Source organism: Streptomyces sp. NBC_00775, assembly GCF_036347135.1.
GTDB classification, from domain to species: domain Bacteria; phylum Actinomycetota; class Actinomycetes; order Streptomycetales; family Streptomycetaceae; genus Streptomyces; species Streptomyces lutosisoli.
This window is the reverse complement of the sequence record NZ_CP108938.1, coordinates 8,412,626-8,427,490: the sequence shown is the minus strand read 5'-3', so window position 1 is coordinate 8,427,490 and position 14,865 is coordinate 8,412,626. Positions and strand designations below refer to the sequence as shown.

Here is a 14,865-nt window from a genome sequence, read left to right as displayed (position 1 = left end):
CCCACACAGACGCCGAAGGGCGGCACCCCACCTGGGGTGCCGCCCTTCAGTCATGTCCGGCGTGCGCGAGCGATCACTTGCGCATGACCTCGGGCTCGTGACGGCGCAGCAGGCGCGCGACCGCGAAGCCGCAGATCACGCCGATGCCGATCAGCACACCCATGTCGACGAACCACTGGCTCAGCTCGTGGTCCCACAGCGGGTCCCCCGGCTGGCCGGGCTGCCAGGGCAGCAGGACGTTCAGCTGTGCCGTCGTACCCGCCGCGGCGACCGCCCAGCGCGAGGGCATCAGCCAGGCCAGCTGCTCGACGCCGACCTTGTCGTAGAGCTGGAAGAGGCAGCCGGTGAACACGACCTGGACGATCGCGAACATCACCAGCAGCGGCATCGTCTTCTCGGCCGTCTTCACCAGGGACGAGATGACCAGGCCGAACATCATCGAGGTGAAGCCCAGCGCCATGATCGGCAGGGTGAGTTCGAGGGCGGGCGCGCTCTTCAGCAGCAGGCCCTCGTCCGGCAGCTTCTCGGCGCCGAGCGAGAACAGGCCGATGGCGCCGATGATGCCGCCCTGCAGGATCGTGATCACGCCGAGCACGATGACCTTGGACATCAGGTATGCCGAGCGGGACAGGCCGGTCGCCCGCTCCCGTTCGTAGATCACCCGTTCCTTGATCAGCTCACGCACCGAGTTGGCCGCGCCGGCGAAACAGGCACCCACCGCGAGGATCAGCAGGATCGTGCTGCCGTCCCTGTTCGAGAACGGCGGCTTGCCGTTCCGCGGGCCGAGGGCGAGGCCGAAGTCGGCGGGGATCAGCACGCTCACGACACCAAGGACGGCGGGCAGGATCACCATCAGGCCGAGGAAGCCCCGGTCGGACACGATCACTGAGGTGTAGCGGCTGATCAGAGTGGCCAGCTGCGAACCCCAGCCCTGCGGCTTGCGCGGCTTCATCGCCTGCTGCGACGGCACGTTCGCCGACTGCGGAGCCACCGCGTCGATGTCCGCGGCGTACATCTGGTAGTGCTGCGAGCCCTTCCAGCGGCCCGCCCAGTCGTAGTCGCGGTAGTTCTCGAAGGCGGAGAAGACATCGGCCCAGGTCTCGTAGCCGAAGAAGTTCAGCGCCTCCTCCGGCGGACCGAAGTAGGCGACGGAGCCGCCGGGCGCCATCACGAGGAGCTTGTCGCAGATCGCCAGCTCGGCGACCGAGTGCGTGACGACGAGGACCGTACGGCCGTCGTCGGCGAGGCCGCGCAGCAGCTGCATGACGTCGCGGTCCATGCCCGGGTCGAGGCCGGAGGTCGGCTCGTCCAGGAAGATCAGCGACGGCTTGGTGAGCAGCTCCAGGGCCACGGAGACACGCTTGCGCTGGCCACCGGAGAGGGAGGTGACCTTCTTCTCCTTGTGGATGTCCAGCTTCAGCTCGCGCAGCACCTCGTCTATGCGGGCCTCGCGCTCCTCACCCGTGGTGTCCGCGGGGAAGCGCAGCTTGGCCGCGTACTTGAGGGCCTTCTTGACGGTCAGTTCCTTGTGCAGGATGTCGTCCTGCGGGACCAGACCGATGCGCTGACGCAGCTCGGCGAACTGCTTGTACAGGTTCCGGTTGTCGTAGAGGACGTCACCCTGGTTGGCGGGGCGGTAGCCCGTGAGCGCCTTCAGGAGCGTCGACTTGCCGGAGCCGGACGGGCCGATGACCGCGACGAGCGACTTCTCGGGTACGCCGAAGGAGACGTCCTTGAGGATCTGCTTGCCGCCGTCGACCGTGACCGTCAGATGGCGGGCCGAGAAGGAGACCTCACCGGTGTCGACGAACTCCTCGAGGCGGTCGCCGACGAGGCGGAACGTCGAGTGGCCGACGCCGACGATGTCGTTCGGGCCGAGCAGCGCGGAGCCGCCCTTGGCGATCGGCATACCGTTGACGTACGTGCCGTTGTGCGAGCCGAGGTCGCGGATCTCGAAGCGGCCGTCGGGCGTCGCGTGGAACTCGGCGTGGTGGCGCGAGACTTGCAGGTCGGAGACGACCAGCTCGTTCTCCAGCGCACGGCCGATGCGCATCACGCGGCCGAGCGAGAACTGGTGGAACGTGGTGGGGCTGCGGTCGCCGTAGACCGGCGGCGCCCCCGCGCCACCACCGGGTCCCTGCTGCTGCGGGATCTGCGCGGCCTGTTGCGGCTGCTGCCAGCCCTGCTCCGGTGCCTGCTGCTGCGGCGTCGGCTGCTGAGCCCAGCCGGGGCTCGCGCCCTGGGCCGCGAACGGCTGCTGCTGGGGCTGCGCGACCGCTGCCGCGGCGCCGGACAGGTTCAGGCGCGGTCCGTCGGTCGCGTTGCCCAGATGCACAGCCGAGCCGGGGCCGATCTCCATCTGATGGATCCGCTGCCCCTGCACGAACGTGCCGTTGGTGCTGCCGTGGTCCTCGATGACCCAACTGCGGCCGCCCCAGCTGATCGTGGCGTGACGCCAGGACACCCTGGCGTCGTCGAGCACGATGTCCCCCTGCGGATCACGTCCGAGGGTGTATGGCCTGGACGCATCGAGCGTCCAGGTCCGTCCATTCAATTCCAGTACGAGTTCCGGCACTCCATGCCCCACTGAGTAGTCCCCCGAGTTACCCCCATCACAGGGAGTCTAGGGATGTCGAACATCGTCGGGAACTATTTCAGTAGGAGCCCCCTGACCGAAAGTCGGGCCTTGTGAAGGATGCGTACGGGCGGGTTGCCCGTTTCCGTTGACGGGGTTGAAACCGGCCCGGAGAGTGGTAATCCCACGCGAGGGGGACATCCGCGGTGGATCGCCGCGGGCGCGGATCGGGGGGTCTGACGATGAGCATCGAGACCGCGGACCACGGCGGGAGTGTCAGGAGTGTGCCCTGGGGGGACGTGCTGCTGTCCGCGATCGCCTCGGTGAGCTGGGCGTTGATCGGGATGGCGGGCACGGCCGCGCTCGGCCTGCATCTGCTCGGGGCGGACACGGCGGGCTCGCTGGGCCCAATGACCGCGGCGGTGGTGGCACTTGGGGCCAATGGTGCGGTGAAGCCGTCCGGCGATGTTTCGGCCTTCGGCCTGAAAGGAGCGGAGGCGAGCACCGCCATCCAGATCACGCCACTGGGGGTGGGGCTGGTCGGCGCGTTGCTGATGTCGTGGTTCTTCTTACGGTCCTTGCGCGCGGCCGGAGTTGTGATCGCGGCGTCCGAACTCCTCGCGCGTGCAGCCGCGGTGGTGGTTCTCTTCGTGGCCACGCTCGGCGGGCTCGCCTGGGCCGGTCACGACATCATCACGATCGACGGGAGCAAGCTCGGGCTCGACAAGGTCGCGGGCGGCGGCGGGCTCGGTGACATCACGGACAAGCTTCCCGGTGGGCTGGGAGACCTCGGGGGGCTGCTGCCCGACAAGATCGGCGACCTCGTGAACGCGAAGGCCGCCGTGGGGTTCACCGTCGACACCGTGCCCACGCTGCTCGGCGGCGCGGCCTGGGCCGCCGGGATCCTGGTGATCGCCCTGCTGGCCTCCCGGCGTACGCCGCTGCCGCGCGGCTGGGAGGCCGTGCACCGGGTGGTACGGCCGGCCGCCTCCGCGCTCGTCACGGTGTTGCTGGTGGCGGTCCTGGCCGGGCTCGCGGCGGCGGCGTACGCGGCGATCGGGGACGCCCATCCCAAACGGATCGCGGGCGCGGCGCTGCTGGGGGCGCCGAACGGGGTGTGGCTCGGTGTCCCGATCGGTCTGTTCGTGCCCTGGGACGGCAAGGCCACGGGTGAGCTCGCCAAGCTGCTGCCCGACCCCATGGACAAGTTGCTGAGCGTCAATTCCGACCGGCCCGTCACGCTGGGGCGGCTCGCCGAACTCGACGGGCGTGTGTGGCTGTTGGGGGTCGCGACCGCGATCATGATGCTGTTCGCGGGCGTGCTGGCCGCCGCGCGTACGCCATTTGTACGGGGGGCGGGTGCGGGTCTGGTGGGAGCGCCGGGTGCCCCAGATGTACGGGGTGGGGGTGCCCTCGGCTTCGCAGGGCGCTGCGCTCTTCGGCTCGGGGTCGTGACGGCGCTGGCACTGCCTCTGCTGGCGTGGTTGACGGAGGTGTCCGCGGACGCCTCGCTGTCGGTGCTCGGGTTCGACGCGTTCGGGGCGGGGATCGAGCTGCATGGACGTCTGGGGGTGGCGTTGCTGCTCGGCGCCCTGTGGGGGGCCGGGGCGGGGGGCGGGGGTGCGCTGCTGGCGTACGCGAGTGGGGCCGCGGGGCGGCGGGCGGTGCCGCTGGCACTGGGTGACTCGGGTGGGGTGGCTCCTGGCGCCGAGTATCCGGTGGCTGCCGGGGAGGCTGGGCCTGGACCTGGGTCTGTGCCTGGGCCGTACCGCCCTCAGGGCTCGTACCGGCCGCCCAACCCCGACACCAATCCGTATCTGCGGCTGCCGGATGAGCTGCGGGAGCCGGAGGGTGGGCGGCCGCCGGGGGCATCGCGGTCGCCTCGCGACATATACGGCGCGCCGACGGTGGCTGGGCCGATTGGGCCACCGACGCCGCCTCCGCCTCCACCTCCACCTCCACCGGACGAGGGGCCTCCGCCTCCGCCGCGGGGGCCTCGGGGCCGATGAGTGGGTGGGTCGGGGCCGTGCCGGTACGTCCAGCCCGTCGCCGGTGGGCATTACTGCTTGCTGCCACAGCATGAACTTGCCCATAACCCCGTATGCGACGGGCTGGACGTACCGGCACGGCCCCTTCCGTACGTCGCCGACCGCGCCGCCGTACCTGCCGGGTGAGGGTGGGTGGGGCCGTCGTGCGTCGCCGGGTGCGGGTGTGGGTGCGGGTCCGTGCGGCGAACGGTTCCTGGGGGCGTGTTTTTAGGGGCGCGGGGAACTGCGCGCCCAGCCCCCACCGGCCCGCGGTCGACACACAACCCCCGGGGTCGAAGGGGCGGAGCCCCTGGGGAGGGGACGGGTAGGGGCGACGGGGGTGTTGCCCCGTGGTCATGCTTGGGCCACTTTGGTGACGTCCAGTGTTCCCTGTCCGCTAGGCGGACCGCGTGGGCGGAAGGCACTGGGTGCCGGATACGGTGGGAGCACCATGAGCGCTACGCAGACCTCTGACGTCCCCACTCTCCTCGTCAAGATCTTCGGCAAGGACCGGCCCGGCATCACGGCCGGACTCTTCGACACCCTCGCCGCCTACTCCGTCGACGTGGTCGACATCGAGCAGGTCGTCACCCGTGGCCGGATGGTGCTGTGCGCGCTCGTGACCGAGCCGCCCGCCGGGGTCGAGGGTGATCTGCGGGCCACCGTCCACAGCTGGGCGGAGTCGATGAAGATGCAGGCCGAGATCATCTCCGGCCTCGGCGACAACCGGCCCCGCGGCGTCGGGCGTTCGCTCGTCACCGTGCTCGGGCATCCGCTCACCGCGGAGTCGACGGCCGCGATCGCCGCGCGGATCACGAAGTCCGGCGGCAACATCGACCGTATCTTCCGGCTCGCCAAGTACCCGGTGACGGCCGTCGAGTTCGCCGTGTCCGGTACGGAGACCGAGACGCTGCGCACCGCGCTCGTGACCGAGGCCGCGGCACTCGGTGTCGACATCGCGGTGGTGGCGGCGGGGCTGCATCGGCGGGCCCAGCGTCTCGTGGTGATGGATGTGGACTCGACGCTCATCCAGGACGAGGTGATCGAGCTCTTCGCCGCGCACGCCGGGTGCGAGGCCGAGGTCGCCGAGGTGACTGCGGCCGCGATGCGCGGGGAGCTGGACTTCGAGCAGTCGCTGCACGCGCGTGTGGCGCTCCTTGAGGGGCTGGACGCGTCGGTGGTGAACAAGGTGCGGGAGGAAGTGCGGCTTACGCCGGGGGCGCGCACGCTGATTCGTACGCTGAAGCGGCTCGGCTTCCAAGTCGGTGTCGTCTCGGGTGGGTTCACGCAGGTCACCGATGACCTCAAGGAACGGCTCGGGCTCGACTTCGCTCAGGCCAATACGCTGGAGATCGTCGACGGGAAGCTGACCGGCCGGGTCACCGGGGAGATCGTGGACCGCGCGGGCAAGGCGCGGCTGCTGCGCCGGTTCGCCGCCGAGGCGGGGGTGCCGCTCGCCCAGACCGTGGCGATCGGCGACGGTGCCAATGACCTCGACATGCTCAACGCGGCGGGGCTCGGTGTCGCGTTCAACGCCAAACCGGTGGTGCGGGAGGCCGCGCACACCGCGGTGAACTTCCCGTTCCTGGACACCGTGCTCTACCTGCTGGGCGTCACGCGTGAAGAGGTCGAGGCGGCGGACATGCACCTGGACGACCACTGAGCTCACGTTCATGGACGGGGCCCGGCACCTTCTCGGTGCCGGGCCCCGTCCCTGTAGAGGTGGGTTACTCGGTCGGCGCCCAGTAGTCGACCAGGGTGGCCACTCCGGGCTCCAGGGATTTCCAGGAGCCGTCGAAGGAGAGTACGGCGAAGGCGGCGGCGGGGAAATCGCGGCTGTTCATCCGGGTGCGGGTGTCGCCCTCGGCCTGGCCCGCCAGGATCTCCGCGAGGCCGTGCACGCCCGGGTTGTGGCCGATCAGCACCACGTTCTGCGCGTCGTCGGGGGTTTCGTTGAGCACGGCGATCAGCTCGCCGGGCGAGGCCTCGTAGAGCCGCTCCTCATAGACCGTTTTCGGCCGGTGCGCGAGCTCGTGGACAGCGAGCTTCCAGGTCTCGCGGGTCCGGGCCGCGGTGGAGCAGAGGGCCAGATCGAAGGGGATGCCGGTGTCGGCCAGCCTGCGTCCGGCGACGGCGGCGTCCTTGCGGCCCCGGTCGGCGAGCGGCCGCTCGTGATCGGACACCTGTGGCCAGTCGGCTTTCGCATGCCGGAAGAGGATAATCCTGCGGGGTTCTGCGACGCTCATGCGTCCCAGCTTCGCATGAAACACGCCATCGGGCGCAGGGAGTTGACGTGCTCCCCCGGGAGGGGTGACGGGGGTTCCACCTGGGGCACCAGCCGGTTTACGGCGCCTGGCGCAGCACCGTGTGCTGGACGTGCTCGAAGACCTGGGTGATCGCGGCTCCGCCGCCCGCGGCGTGCGCGTCCACCGGATTGAGTATCAGGAGCAGCAGGGTGACGAAGGCGAGCGTGGGCAGGGCGAGGGCCCACCAGGGCAGCCGGATGTCGACGCGGCCCGAGGTCGCCGGGTGGGGCCGGGTGTGCGTACGGGCCGACATGCCGCCTCCGTGGGGCTTCGAGTGCTCCGTGGTCCGCGTCCTCGCGGCCACATCTCGAAGTTACGGAATCCGGGGCGCTCAACCCATCCGGCGCTCCACCCACTTGACCCTGACACTCACCCCCTAGGGGATGGGGGGTTAGCCCCACCATCGGGCGGTGACGAGCGGAGCCAGGGTCACGGCGAAGCGATGGTCGCGATGATGGCGATGATCACGGTGATGGCGAAGAACGTGCCGAAGACGAGCAGCATCTTCTTCTGGCCGTTCGGGGGGTTCGGTTCGAGCACTGGCATACGGCCAGTCTCGCACCCTTCGTCCGCCCTCTCAGGAGGGGGGTCGGCGCGTCAGGGCTGAGGCCGGCGAGCCGCCTCGTCCTCCACCGTGCGGTTGCGGCCCGCCAGGATGCCCACCGCGATCTGCGGGACCATCAGTCCCGCCATGAGGGCGAGCGGCAGGCCCCAGCCGCCGCTGTGCTGGTAGAGGACGCCCACCAGCAGCGGGCCCGGGATCGAGAGCAGATAGCCGGCGCTCTGGGCGAACGCCGAGAGCTTGGCGACACCCGCGCCGGTCCTGGCCCGCATGCCGACCATGGTGAGGGCCAGCGGGAAGGCGCAGTTGGAGACGCCGAGCAGCAGGGCCCAGGCCCAGGCGCCGCCCGCGGGGGCAACGTAAAGGCCGGCGTATCCGGCGAGTCCGCAGGCGCCGAGTGCGACCACGATCGGCCCCTGGTGGGGCAGCCGCGTGGCCAGGCGCGGGATGACGAAGGCCAGCGGCACGCCCATCACCATCGTGACGGCGAGGAGCAGTCCCGCGGTGCCGGCCGAGACGCCCGCGTCGCGGAAGATCTGCGCCATCCAGCCCATCGTGATGTACGCGGCGGTGGCCTGGAGTCCGAAGAAGACGGCGAGTGCCCAGGCGGTACGGCTGCGGGTGATGCGGAACTCGTCGGGCTCGTGCCGGGCGGGCGTACGGGTCCCGGCGTCGGTACGCCGGGCGGTGGCGCCGCTCGCGGATTCGGCGCCCCGCGCGCGTACGAGCGCGATCCACGGGACTATGGCCGCCGCCGCGAGCCCCGCCCACACCGCGAGCCCGGACTGCCAGCTGCCGCCCAGGACGTCGGTCATGGGCACGGTCACCGCGGCCGCGGTCGAGGTGCCGAGCGCGAGGGCCATCGAGTACAGGCCGGTCATGGAGCCGACCCTGTCCGGGAACCAGCGCTTGACGATCACCGGCATCAGGACGTTGCTGACGGCGATGCCCATGAGGGCGAGCGCGCTGGCGGCCAGGAAGCCGGCCGTGTTCCCGGCGTACGGCCGGATCGCCAGGCCCGCCGTGATGGCGACCATGCCCGCGCAGACGACCGCGCCGGGTCCGAAGCGGCGGGCGAGCCGCGGTGCCATGACGCCGAAGACGGCGAAGCAGAGCGGCGGTACGGAGGTGAGCAGTCCGGCGACGCTGCCGCTCATGCCGAGCCCGCCACGCACCTCTTCGAGGAGGGCGCCGAGGCTGGTGATCGCGGGGCGCAGGTTGAGGGCGGTGAGGACGATGCCGACGATCACCAGACGCGTCGTCCACGCGCGCGTGGCGGGTGTCTCGTTCTCGGACTTCGTGCCTGCGGAGGTGCGTATCGGCGTGGACGTCATCGTCCGGGTCTTCTCGCCAGTCATGCCGCCCATCATAGAATCATGGGATGATTGGCTGTCCAATCCCGTTGCGTTAATCTCCGGAATCTCCGGCCCGGCGCGACCGACCACCCCGGGCCCGTATGAAGGACCGCCATGCCGCTGAGCCACCCCCGCCGTTCGGCGCTGTCCGAGCAGGTCATCGCCGAGCTGCGGAACCAGATCACCTCGGGCGAGTGGCCGGTGGGCTCCCGCATCCCCACCGAGCCGGAGCTGGTCGAGCAACTCGGCGTCGCCCGCAACACGGTCCGCGAGGCGGTGCGCGCGCTGGCCCACAACGGCCTGCTCGACATCCGCCAGGGCTCCGGCACCTATGTCGTGGCGACCAGCGAGCTGGCGGGTGTGATGCACCGCCGCTTCGCGGACGCCGACCCGCGGCACATCGCCGAGCTGCGCTCCACGCTGGAGTCGAGCGCCGCCGAGCTGGCAGCCGAGCGCCGCACCGAGCGCGATCTCAAGCAGCTGGACGCGCTCCTCGTACGCCGCGAGGAGGCGTGGGAGTCGGGCGACGCGGAGGCCTTCGTGACCGCCGACGCGACCTTTCATCTGGCGGTGGTGGCCGCGTCCCACAATGACGTCATGACGGCGATGTACGCGGATCTCGGCGAGGTGCTGCGCGACTGGCTGCGCGAGGACGTCGGCGAGAAGCTGACGCCGGAGACGTACATGGACCACGCCCGGCTCGTCGACGCGATCCGCTCGGGCGACGCGGAGGCGGCCGCCACGGAGGCCGCGGGCTATCCGTTCCTGTGCCGTCCGGGACGGCTCGGCCCGAAGGACCCGGACGGCGCTTCCGGCTGACCCGGGACATCACTTCTGGTGGCTGACCCCGGACATCACTTCTGGTGGCTGACCCAGACCGAGCGGATCTCCTCCCAGCATCGTCCGGTGAGCCGCACCGTCATGGCGGGTTCCGCGTCGACCGGCACGCCGTCGCTGTCGATGTCCCACCAGCGGTCGCACTCGACGTGCAGGCTGACGCGGTCGGTCTCCGGGTACGGGTTGTGGCAGTACGCGACCACGTGGGAGCCGGTGACGGTGGTGCGGCACTCGGCTCCGAAAAGTTGCGGAACAGCGGGTTTTTCGGCCTCCACGCGCGCGTGCGGCGTGGCGTCGTACGGCAGGGCCATCACGAGAGCGACGGCGGCCAGCACCGGGGCGAAGCGGGGGAACAGGCGCACAAGGGAGACCTCCTCGGCCGTGCTGGGGAGGGAACGCGTGCGGAACGCTTACTCCAGAGTGCGCAGTTGCCCACCTCCTCCGCCCGGCCGGTGGGCCCAATGGGTGACGCCCCGCTCCCCGCGCGCTGCGGGAAACGGGGCGTCATCGACGTACGAGAGCCGGAGGGCCCGCGTACGTAAGCGCTCGCGTAAGCCTTTACGCGCCGATCGCGTGCAGACCGCCGTCCACGTGGATGATCTCGCCCGTGGTCTTCGGGAACCAGTCGCTCAGCAGGGCGACGACACCGCGGCCGGCCGGCTCCGGGTCCTTGAGGTCCCACTCCAGGGGCGCGCGGGAGTCCCACACGGCGGCGAGCTCGCCGAAGCCCGGGATGGACTTGGCGGCCATCGAGCCGAGCGGGCCCGCGGAGATGAGGTTGCAGCGGACGTTCTGCTTGCCCAGGTCGCGGGCCATGTAGCGGCTGGTGGCCTCCAGGGCGGCCTTGGCCGGGCCCATCCAGTCGTACTGCGGCCAGGCGTACTGCGCGTCGAAGGTGAGGCCGACGACCGAGCCGCCGTTCTGCATCAGCGGCAGGCAGGCCATGGTCAGCGACTTCAGGGAGAACGCCGAGACGTGCATGGCCGTGGCAACCGACTCGAACGGCGTGTTCAGGAAGTTGCCGCCGAGCGCGTCCTGCGGCGCGAAGCCGATGGAGTGCACGACTCCGTCGAGGCCGCCCAGCTCCTCGCCGACGATGTCGGCCAGGCGGGCGAGGTGCTCGTCGTTGGTGACGTCGAGCTCGATGACCTTGGTGGGCTTGGGGAGCTTCTTGGCGATGCGCTCGGTCAGCGTGGGCCGCGGGAACGCGGTCAGGATGATCTCCGCGCCCTGCTCCTGGGCCAGCTTGGCGGTGTGGAAGGCGATGGAGGCCTCCGTCAGCACACCGGTGATCAGGATGCGCTTGCCCGCAAGAATTCCGCTCATGATGATCAGTGACCCATTCCCAGTCCGCCGTCAACAGGGATGACGGCTCCAGTGATGTACGAGGCGTCGTCCGAGGCGAGGAACCGCACCGTCGCGGCGATCTCCTCGGGCTGCGCGTACCGGCCCAGCGGCACCTGCGACACGATGTTCGCACGCTGCTCGTCGGTGAGCGCCTGGGTCATGTCCGTGTCGACGAAGCCGGGCGCGACGACGTTGAAGGTGATGTTGCGGGAGCCGAGCTCCCGGGCGAGCGAGCGCGCGAAGCCGACCAGGCCGGCCTTGGAGGCGGCGTAGTTCGCCTGTCCCGCCGAGCCGAGCAGTCCGACGACCGACGAGATGAGGACGACGCGGCCCTTCTTGGCGCGCAGCATGCCGCGGTTGGCGCGCTTGACGACGCGGAAGGCGCCGGTGAGGTTGGTGTCGATGACCGAGGTGAAGTCCTCCTCGGACATACGCATCAGGAGCTGGTCCTTGGTGACGCCGGCGTTGGCGACGAGGACCTCGACGGGGCCGTGCTCGGCCTCGATCTCCTTGTAGGCCTGCTCCACCTGCTCGGTGTCGGTGATGTCGCACTTGACGGCCAGGAAGCCGGCCGGCGGCTCACCGGAGCGGTATGTGATGGCGACCTTGTCGCCGGCGTCGGCGAACGCGCGGGCGATGGCGAGGCCGATGCCCCGGTTGCCTCCGGTGACGAGAACCGAGCGGCTCAACGGATCACCCTTTCGATAGCGGACGGAACCCCTGCAAGACAGGCGCCTTCACCGAAAACCTATCGGTCCGCTCCGCCGCGCGGAGAATCGGGCACCGACAGTGGGACCGGGGACTCGCTGTCGGATTCCTACAGAAAGTGCTGGCCGCGCGGCCGAAAGATGCGGTCGTCGAGCGGAAAGACGTGGCCGCCGGGCCCGCCCGCGCGACATGATCGGACCCGACAGGCCACGACAGCAGGGAGACCTCCGTGCCTCATTCCATCGACGAAGCCTTCACGGCGCTACCGCTGCGCGCCCTGGCCGACGCCGCGCTCGCACGCGCGCGTGCGCTGGGCGCCGACCATGCGGACTTCCGGTTCGAGCGGGTGCGCAGTGCGGCCTTGCGGCTGCGGGACGCCAAGCCCGCCGGGTCGTCGGACACCACGGACCTGGGGTACGCGGTGCGGGTGGTGCACGGCGGGACCTGGGGGTTCGCGTCGGGTGTGGATCTGACGATGGACGCCGCCGCGAAGGTGGCGTCGCAGGCCGTGGCGATGGCGAAGCTGTCGGCGCAGGTGATCAAGGCGGCCGGGTCGGACGAGCGCGTGGAGCTGGCGGACGAGCCGGTGCACGCCGAGAAGACATGGATCTCGTCGTACGACATCGATCCCTTCTCCGTGCCGGCCGAGGAGAAGGCCGGGCTGCTCGCGGACTGGAGCGCGCGGCTGCTGGCGGCCGACGGCGTCAATCACGTCGACGCCTCGCTGCTGACCGTGCACGAGAACAAGTTCTATGCCGACACCGCCGGGACCGTGACCACACAGCAGCGCGTGCGGCTGCACCCGCAGCTCACCGCCGTCGCCGTCGACGAGTCCAGCGGCGAGTTCGACTCCATGAGGACGATCGCGCCGCCGGTGGGGCGCGGCTGGGAGTACCTGACGGGCACCGGCTGGGACTGGGAGTCCGAGCTGGAGCGGATCCCGGAGCTGCTCGCCGAGAAGATGCGGGCGCCGAGCGTCGAGGCGGGGGTGTACGACCTCGTCGTCGACCCGTCGAACCTGTGGCTGACCATCCACGAGTCCATCGGCCACGCCACCGAGCTGGACCGCGCGCTGGGCTACGAGGCCGCGTACGCCGGCACCTCCTTCGCCACCTTCGACCAGCTGGGCAAGCTGCGGTACGGATCCGAGCTGATGAACGTCACCGGCGACCGCACCGCCGAGCACGGCCTCGCGACGATCGGATTCGACGACGAGGGGGTGGCCGGGCAGTCCTGGGACCTCGTCAAGGACGGGACGCTCGTCGGGTACCAGCTGGACCGGCGCATCGCCAGGCTGACCGGCTTCGAGCGGTCCAACGGATGCGCGTACGCCGACTCCCCCGGCCATGTGCCCGTGCAGCGCATGGCCAATGTGTCCCTGCAGCCGGATCCGGCCGGGATGTCGACGGAGGATCTCATCGGGAGCGTCGACCGCGGCATCTATGTCGTCGGTGACCGGTCCTGGTCCATCGACATGCAGCGCTACAACTTCCAGTTCACCGGGCAGCGGTTCTTCAAGATCGAGAACGGCCGGATCACCGGCCAGCTGCGCGATGTCGCGTACCAGGCGACGACCACCGACTTCTGGGGTTCGATGGCCGCGGTGGGCGGCCCGCAGACGTATGTCCTGGGCGGTGCCTTCAACTGCGGCAAGGCCCAGCCGGGCCAGGTCGCGGCGGTCTCGCACGGCTGCCCGTCGGCCCTCTTCAAGGGCGTCAACATTCTGAACACCACGCAGGAGGCCGGTCGATGAGCGCGCGTACGAACAAGCCGCACGAGGTCGTCGAGCGCGCCCTCGAACTGTCCCGCGCCGACGGTTGTGTGGTGATCGCCGACGAGGAGTCGACCGCCAACCTGCGCTGGGCGGGCAACGCGCTGACCACGAACGGGGTCACGCGCGGGCGCACGCTGACCGTGATCGCCACCGTCGACGGCCGTGAGGGGACCGCGTCCGGGGTCGTCTCGCGCTCGGCCGTGACCGCCGACGAGCTGGAGCCGCTGGTGCGGGCCGCGGAGGCGGCGGCCCGCGGCGCGGGTCCGGCCGAGGATGCCCAGCCGCTCGTCGCGGGCGTACCGGAGTCCCCCGACTTCACGGACGCGCCCGCCGAGACCTCGTCCGCCGTCTTCGCGGACTTCGCGCCGGCGCTCGGCGAATCGTTCGCACGCGCGCGTGCGGGCGGCCGCGAGCTGTACGGGTTCGCCAACCACGAACTCGTCTCCAGCTATCTCGGTACGTCGACGGGGCTGCGTCTGCGGCACGACCAGCCCAAGGGCACGCTGGAGCTCAACGCCAAGTCGCCGGACCGTACGCGGTCGGCGTGGGCGGGGCGGTCGACACGGGACTTCAAGGACGTCGATCCGGCAGCGCTGGACGCCGAGCTGGCCGTACGGCTCGGCTGGGCCGAGCGGCGCATCGACCTGCCCGCGGGGCGCTATGAGACGCTGCTGCCGCCGACCGCCGTCGCGGACCTGCTGATCTACCAGATGTGGTCGGCGGCCGCCCGGGACGCGGCCGAGGGCCGGACGGTCTTCAGCAAGCCCGGTGGCGGTACCCGCGTCGGTGAGAAGCTCACCGAGCTGCCGCTGACGCTGCGCAGCGACCCGAACGAGCCGGGCCTGGAGACCGCCCCCTTCGTTCTCGCGCACTCCTCCGGCGACGACGCGTCCGTGTTCGACAACGGGCTGTCGCTGTCCGCGACGGACTGGGTCCGTGAGGGCACGCTGACCCATCTGTCCACCACCCGGCACAGCGCGGGCCTCACCGGGCTGCCCGTCGCCCCGACCATCGGGAACCTGATCCTGGACGGCGGCGAGGACCGCTCCCTGGAGGAGATGGTCGCCGCCACCGAGCGCGGTCTGCTGCTGACCTGCCTCTGGTACATCCGCGAGGTCGACCCGGCGACGCTGCTGCTGACCGGGCTGACCCGGGACGGCGTCTACCTCGTCGAGAACGGCCAGGTCGTCGGCGAGGTGAACAACTTCCGGTTCAACGAGTCGCCGGTGGACCTGCTGGGGCGGGCGACGGAGGCGGGGCGGACGGAAAAGACGCTGCCCAGGGAGTGGAGCGACTGGTTCACTAGGGCTGCGATGCCCGCGCTGCGGGTGCCGGACTTCAATATGAGCTCTGTCAGTCAGGGCGTATAACCTC

Annotated in this window: 13 protein-coding genes; 5 read left to right on the top strand and 8 right to left on the bottom strand. The window is 70.5% G+C overall.

The genetic code is table 11. From position 1 onward, the window contains the following. Positions 1 to 73: 73 nt before the first annotated feature. Positions 74 to 2,575 (bottom strand): ABC transporter ATP-binding protein/permease, encoded by a 2,502-nt coding sequence (locus OIC96_RS37415; RefSeq protein ID WP_330303579.1) that lies wholly within the window; start codon positions 2,573 to 2,575, stop codon positions 74 to 76. A gap of 242 nt (positions 2,576 to 2,817) precedes the next feature. On the opposite strand from OIC96_RS37415, the gene OIC96_RS37410 reads away from it, so the two are divergent. Together OIC96_RS37410 and serB are read left to right on the top strand one after the other, a co-directional pair. Further along, the gene (locus tag OIC96_RS37410) at positions 2,818 to 4,584 is read left to right on the top strand and encodes a streptophobe family protein (protein ID WP_330303580.1); all 1,767 of its coding nucleotides are present in this window, start codon (positions 2,818 to 2,820) and stop codon (positions 4,582 to 4,584) included. A 469-nt stretch (positions 4,585 to 5,053) separates the two neighbouring features. Continuing rightward, positions 5,054 to 6,265 carry a phosphoserine phosphatase SerB gene (serB, locus tag OIC96_RS37405; protein ID WP_330303581.1) on the top strand — a complete coding sequence of 404 codons (1,212 nt, stop codon included), beginning with the start codon at positions 5,054 to 5,056 and terminating at the stop codon, positions 6,263 to 6,265. Between the two features lie 64 nt (positions 6,266 to 6,329). On the opposite strand, the gene OIC96_RS37400 is transcribed toward serB, so the two are convergent. From OIC96_RS37400 to OIC96_RS37385, 4 genes are all read right to left on the bottom strand, one after another. After that, a complete protein-coding gene (locus OIC96_RS37400) occupies positions 6,330 to 6,848 on the bottom strand; it encodes a SixA phosphatase family protein (protein ID WP_330303582.1) in 519 nt (172 codons plus the stop codon). A gap of 97 nt (positions 6,849 to 6,945) precedes the next feature. Further along, entirely contained in the window at positions 6,946 to 7,161 is a 216-nt protein-coding gene (locus OIC96_RS37395; RefSeq protein ID WP_330303583.1) for a hypothetical protein, read from the bottom strand. A gap of 176 nt (positions 7,162 to 7,337) precedes the next feature. Beyond that, positions 7,338 to 7,454 (bottom strand): SGM_5486 family transporter-associated protein, encoded by a 117-nt coding sequence (locus OIC96_RS37390; RefSeq protein WP_330303584.1) that lies wholly within the window; start codon positions 7,452 to 7,454, stop codon positions 7,338 to 7,340. A gap of 51 nt (positions 7,455 to 7,505) precedes the next feature. Next, positions 7,506 to 8,828, bottom strand: coding sequence for a CynX/NimT family MFS transporter (locus OIC96_RS37385; RefSeq protein ID WP_406501452.1), 1,323 nt, complete (start codon positions 8,826 to 8,828; stop codon positions 7,506 to 7,508). Between the two features lie 111 nt (positions 8,829 to 8,939). Between OIC96_RS37385 and OIC96_RS37380 the strand changes: the two genes are divergently transcribed. Continuing rightward, on the top strand, positions 8,940 to 9,644 hold the full coding sequence (locus tag OIC96_RS37380; RefSeq protein WP_330303586.1) for a FadR/GntR family transcriptional regulator: 705 nt from the start codon (positions 8,940 to 8,942) through the stop codon (positions 9,642 to 9,644). Between the two features lie 35 nt (positions 9,645 to 9,679). Here the strand turns inward: OIC96_RS37380 and OIC96_RS37375 are convergent, their stop codons facing one another. From OIC96_RS37375 to fabG, 3 genes are all read right to left on the bottom strand, one after another. Further along, positions 9,680 to 9,973, bottom strand: coding sequence for a hypothetical protein (locus OIC96_RS37375; RefSeq protein ID WP_330310045.1), 294 nt, complete (start codon positions 9,971 to 9,973; stop codon positions 9,680 to 9,682). A 247-nt stretch (positions 9,974 to 10,220) separates the two neighbouring features. Next, the gene (gene fabI / locus OIC96_RS37370; protein WP_330303587.1) at positions 10,221 to 10,988 is read right to left on the bottom strand and encodes an enoyl-ACP reductase FabI; all 768 of its coding nucleotides are present in this window, start codon (positions 10,986 to 10,988) and stop codon (positions 10,221 to 10,223) included. A gap of 5 nt (positions 10,989 to 10,993) precedes the next feature. Further along, on the bottom strand, positions 10,994 to 11,698 hold the full coding sequence (fabG, locus tag OIC96_RS37365) for a 3-oxoacyl-[acyl-carrier-protein] reductase (RefSeq protein ID WP_327427692.1): 705 nt from the start codon (positions 11,696 to 11,698) through the stop codon (positions 10,994 to 10,996). A gap of 248 nt (positions 11,699 to 11,946) precedes the next feature. Here fabG and OIC96_RS37360 point away from each other — a divergent pair, with 248 nt between their 5' ends. Then, positions 11,947 to 13,470 (top strand): TldD/PmbA family protein, encoded by a 1,524-nt coding sequence (locus OIC96_RS37360; RefSeq protein ID WP_330303588.1) that lies wholly within the window; start codon positions 11,947 to 11,949, stop codon positions 13,468 to 13,470. Next, positions 13,467 to 14,861: a metallopeptidase TldD-related protein gene (locus OIC96_RS37355; RefSeq protein ID WP_330303589.1), complete on the top strand. Its 1,395-nt coding sequence runs from the start codon at positions 13,467 to 13,469 to the stop codon at positions 14,859 to 14,861. The genes OIC96_RS37360 and OIC96_RS37355 overlap by 4 nt, the downstream gene beginning before the upstream one ends. The last annotated feature ends 4 nt before the right edge of the window (positions 14,862 to 14,865 follow it).

What these genes read in the sequence shown, in the direction of transcription:
- OIC96_RS37410 (WP_330303580.1), top strand. Translation starts at nt 2,818, where the DNA reads ATGAGCATCGAGACCGCGGACCACGGCGGGAGTGTCAGGAGTGTGCCC.
- serB (WP_330303581.1), top strand. Translation starts at nt 5,054, where the DNA reads ATGAGCGCTACGCAGACCTCTGACGTCCCCACTCTCCTCGTCAAGATC.
- OIC96_RS37400 (WP_330303582.1), bottom strand. Translation starts at nt 6,848, where the DNA reads ATGAGCGTCGCAGAACCCCGCAGGATTATCCTCTTCCGGCATGCGAAA.
- OIC96_RS37395 (WP_330303583.1), bottom strand. Translation starts at nt 7,161, where the DNA reads ATGTCGGCCCGTACGCACACCCGGCCCCACCCGGCGACCTCGGGCCGC.
- OIC96_RS37390 (WP_330303584.1), bottom strand. Translation starts at nt 7,454, where the DNA reads ATGCCAGTGCTCGAACCGAACCCCCCGAACGGCCAGAAGAAGATGCTG.
- OIC96_RS37385 (WP_406501452.1), bottom strand. Translation starts at nt 8,828, where the DNA reads ATGACTGGCGAGAAGACCCGGACGATGACGTCCACGCCGATACGCACC.
- OIC96_RS37380 (WP_330303586.1), top strand. Translation starts at nt 8,940, where the DNA reads ATGCCGCTGAGCCACCCCCGCCGTTCGGCGCTGTCCGAGCAGGTCATC.
- OIC96_RS37375 (WP_330310045.1), bottom strand. Translation starts at nt 9,973, where the DNA reads ATGGCCCTGCCGTACGACGCCACGCCGCACGCGCGCGTGGAGGCCGAA.
- fabI (WP_330303587.1), bottom strand. Translation starts at nt 10,988, where the DNA reads ATGAGCGGAATTCTTGCGGGCAAGCGCATCCTGATCACCGGTGTGCTG.
- OIC96_RS37355 (WP_330303589.1), top strand. Translation starts at nt 13,467, where the DNA reads ATGAGCGCGCGTACGAACAAGCCGCACGAGGTCGTCGAGCGCGCCCTC.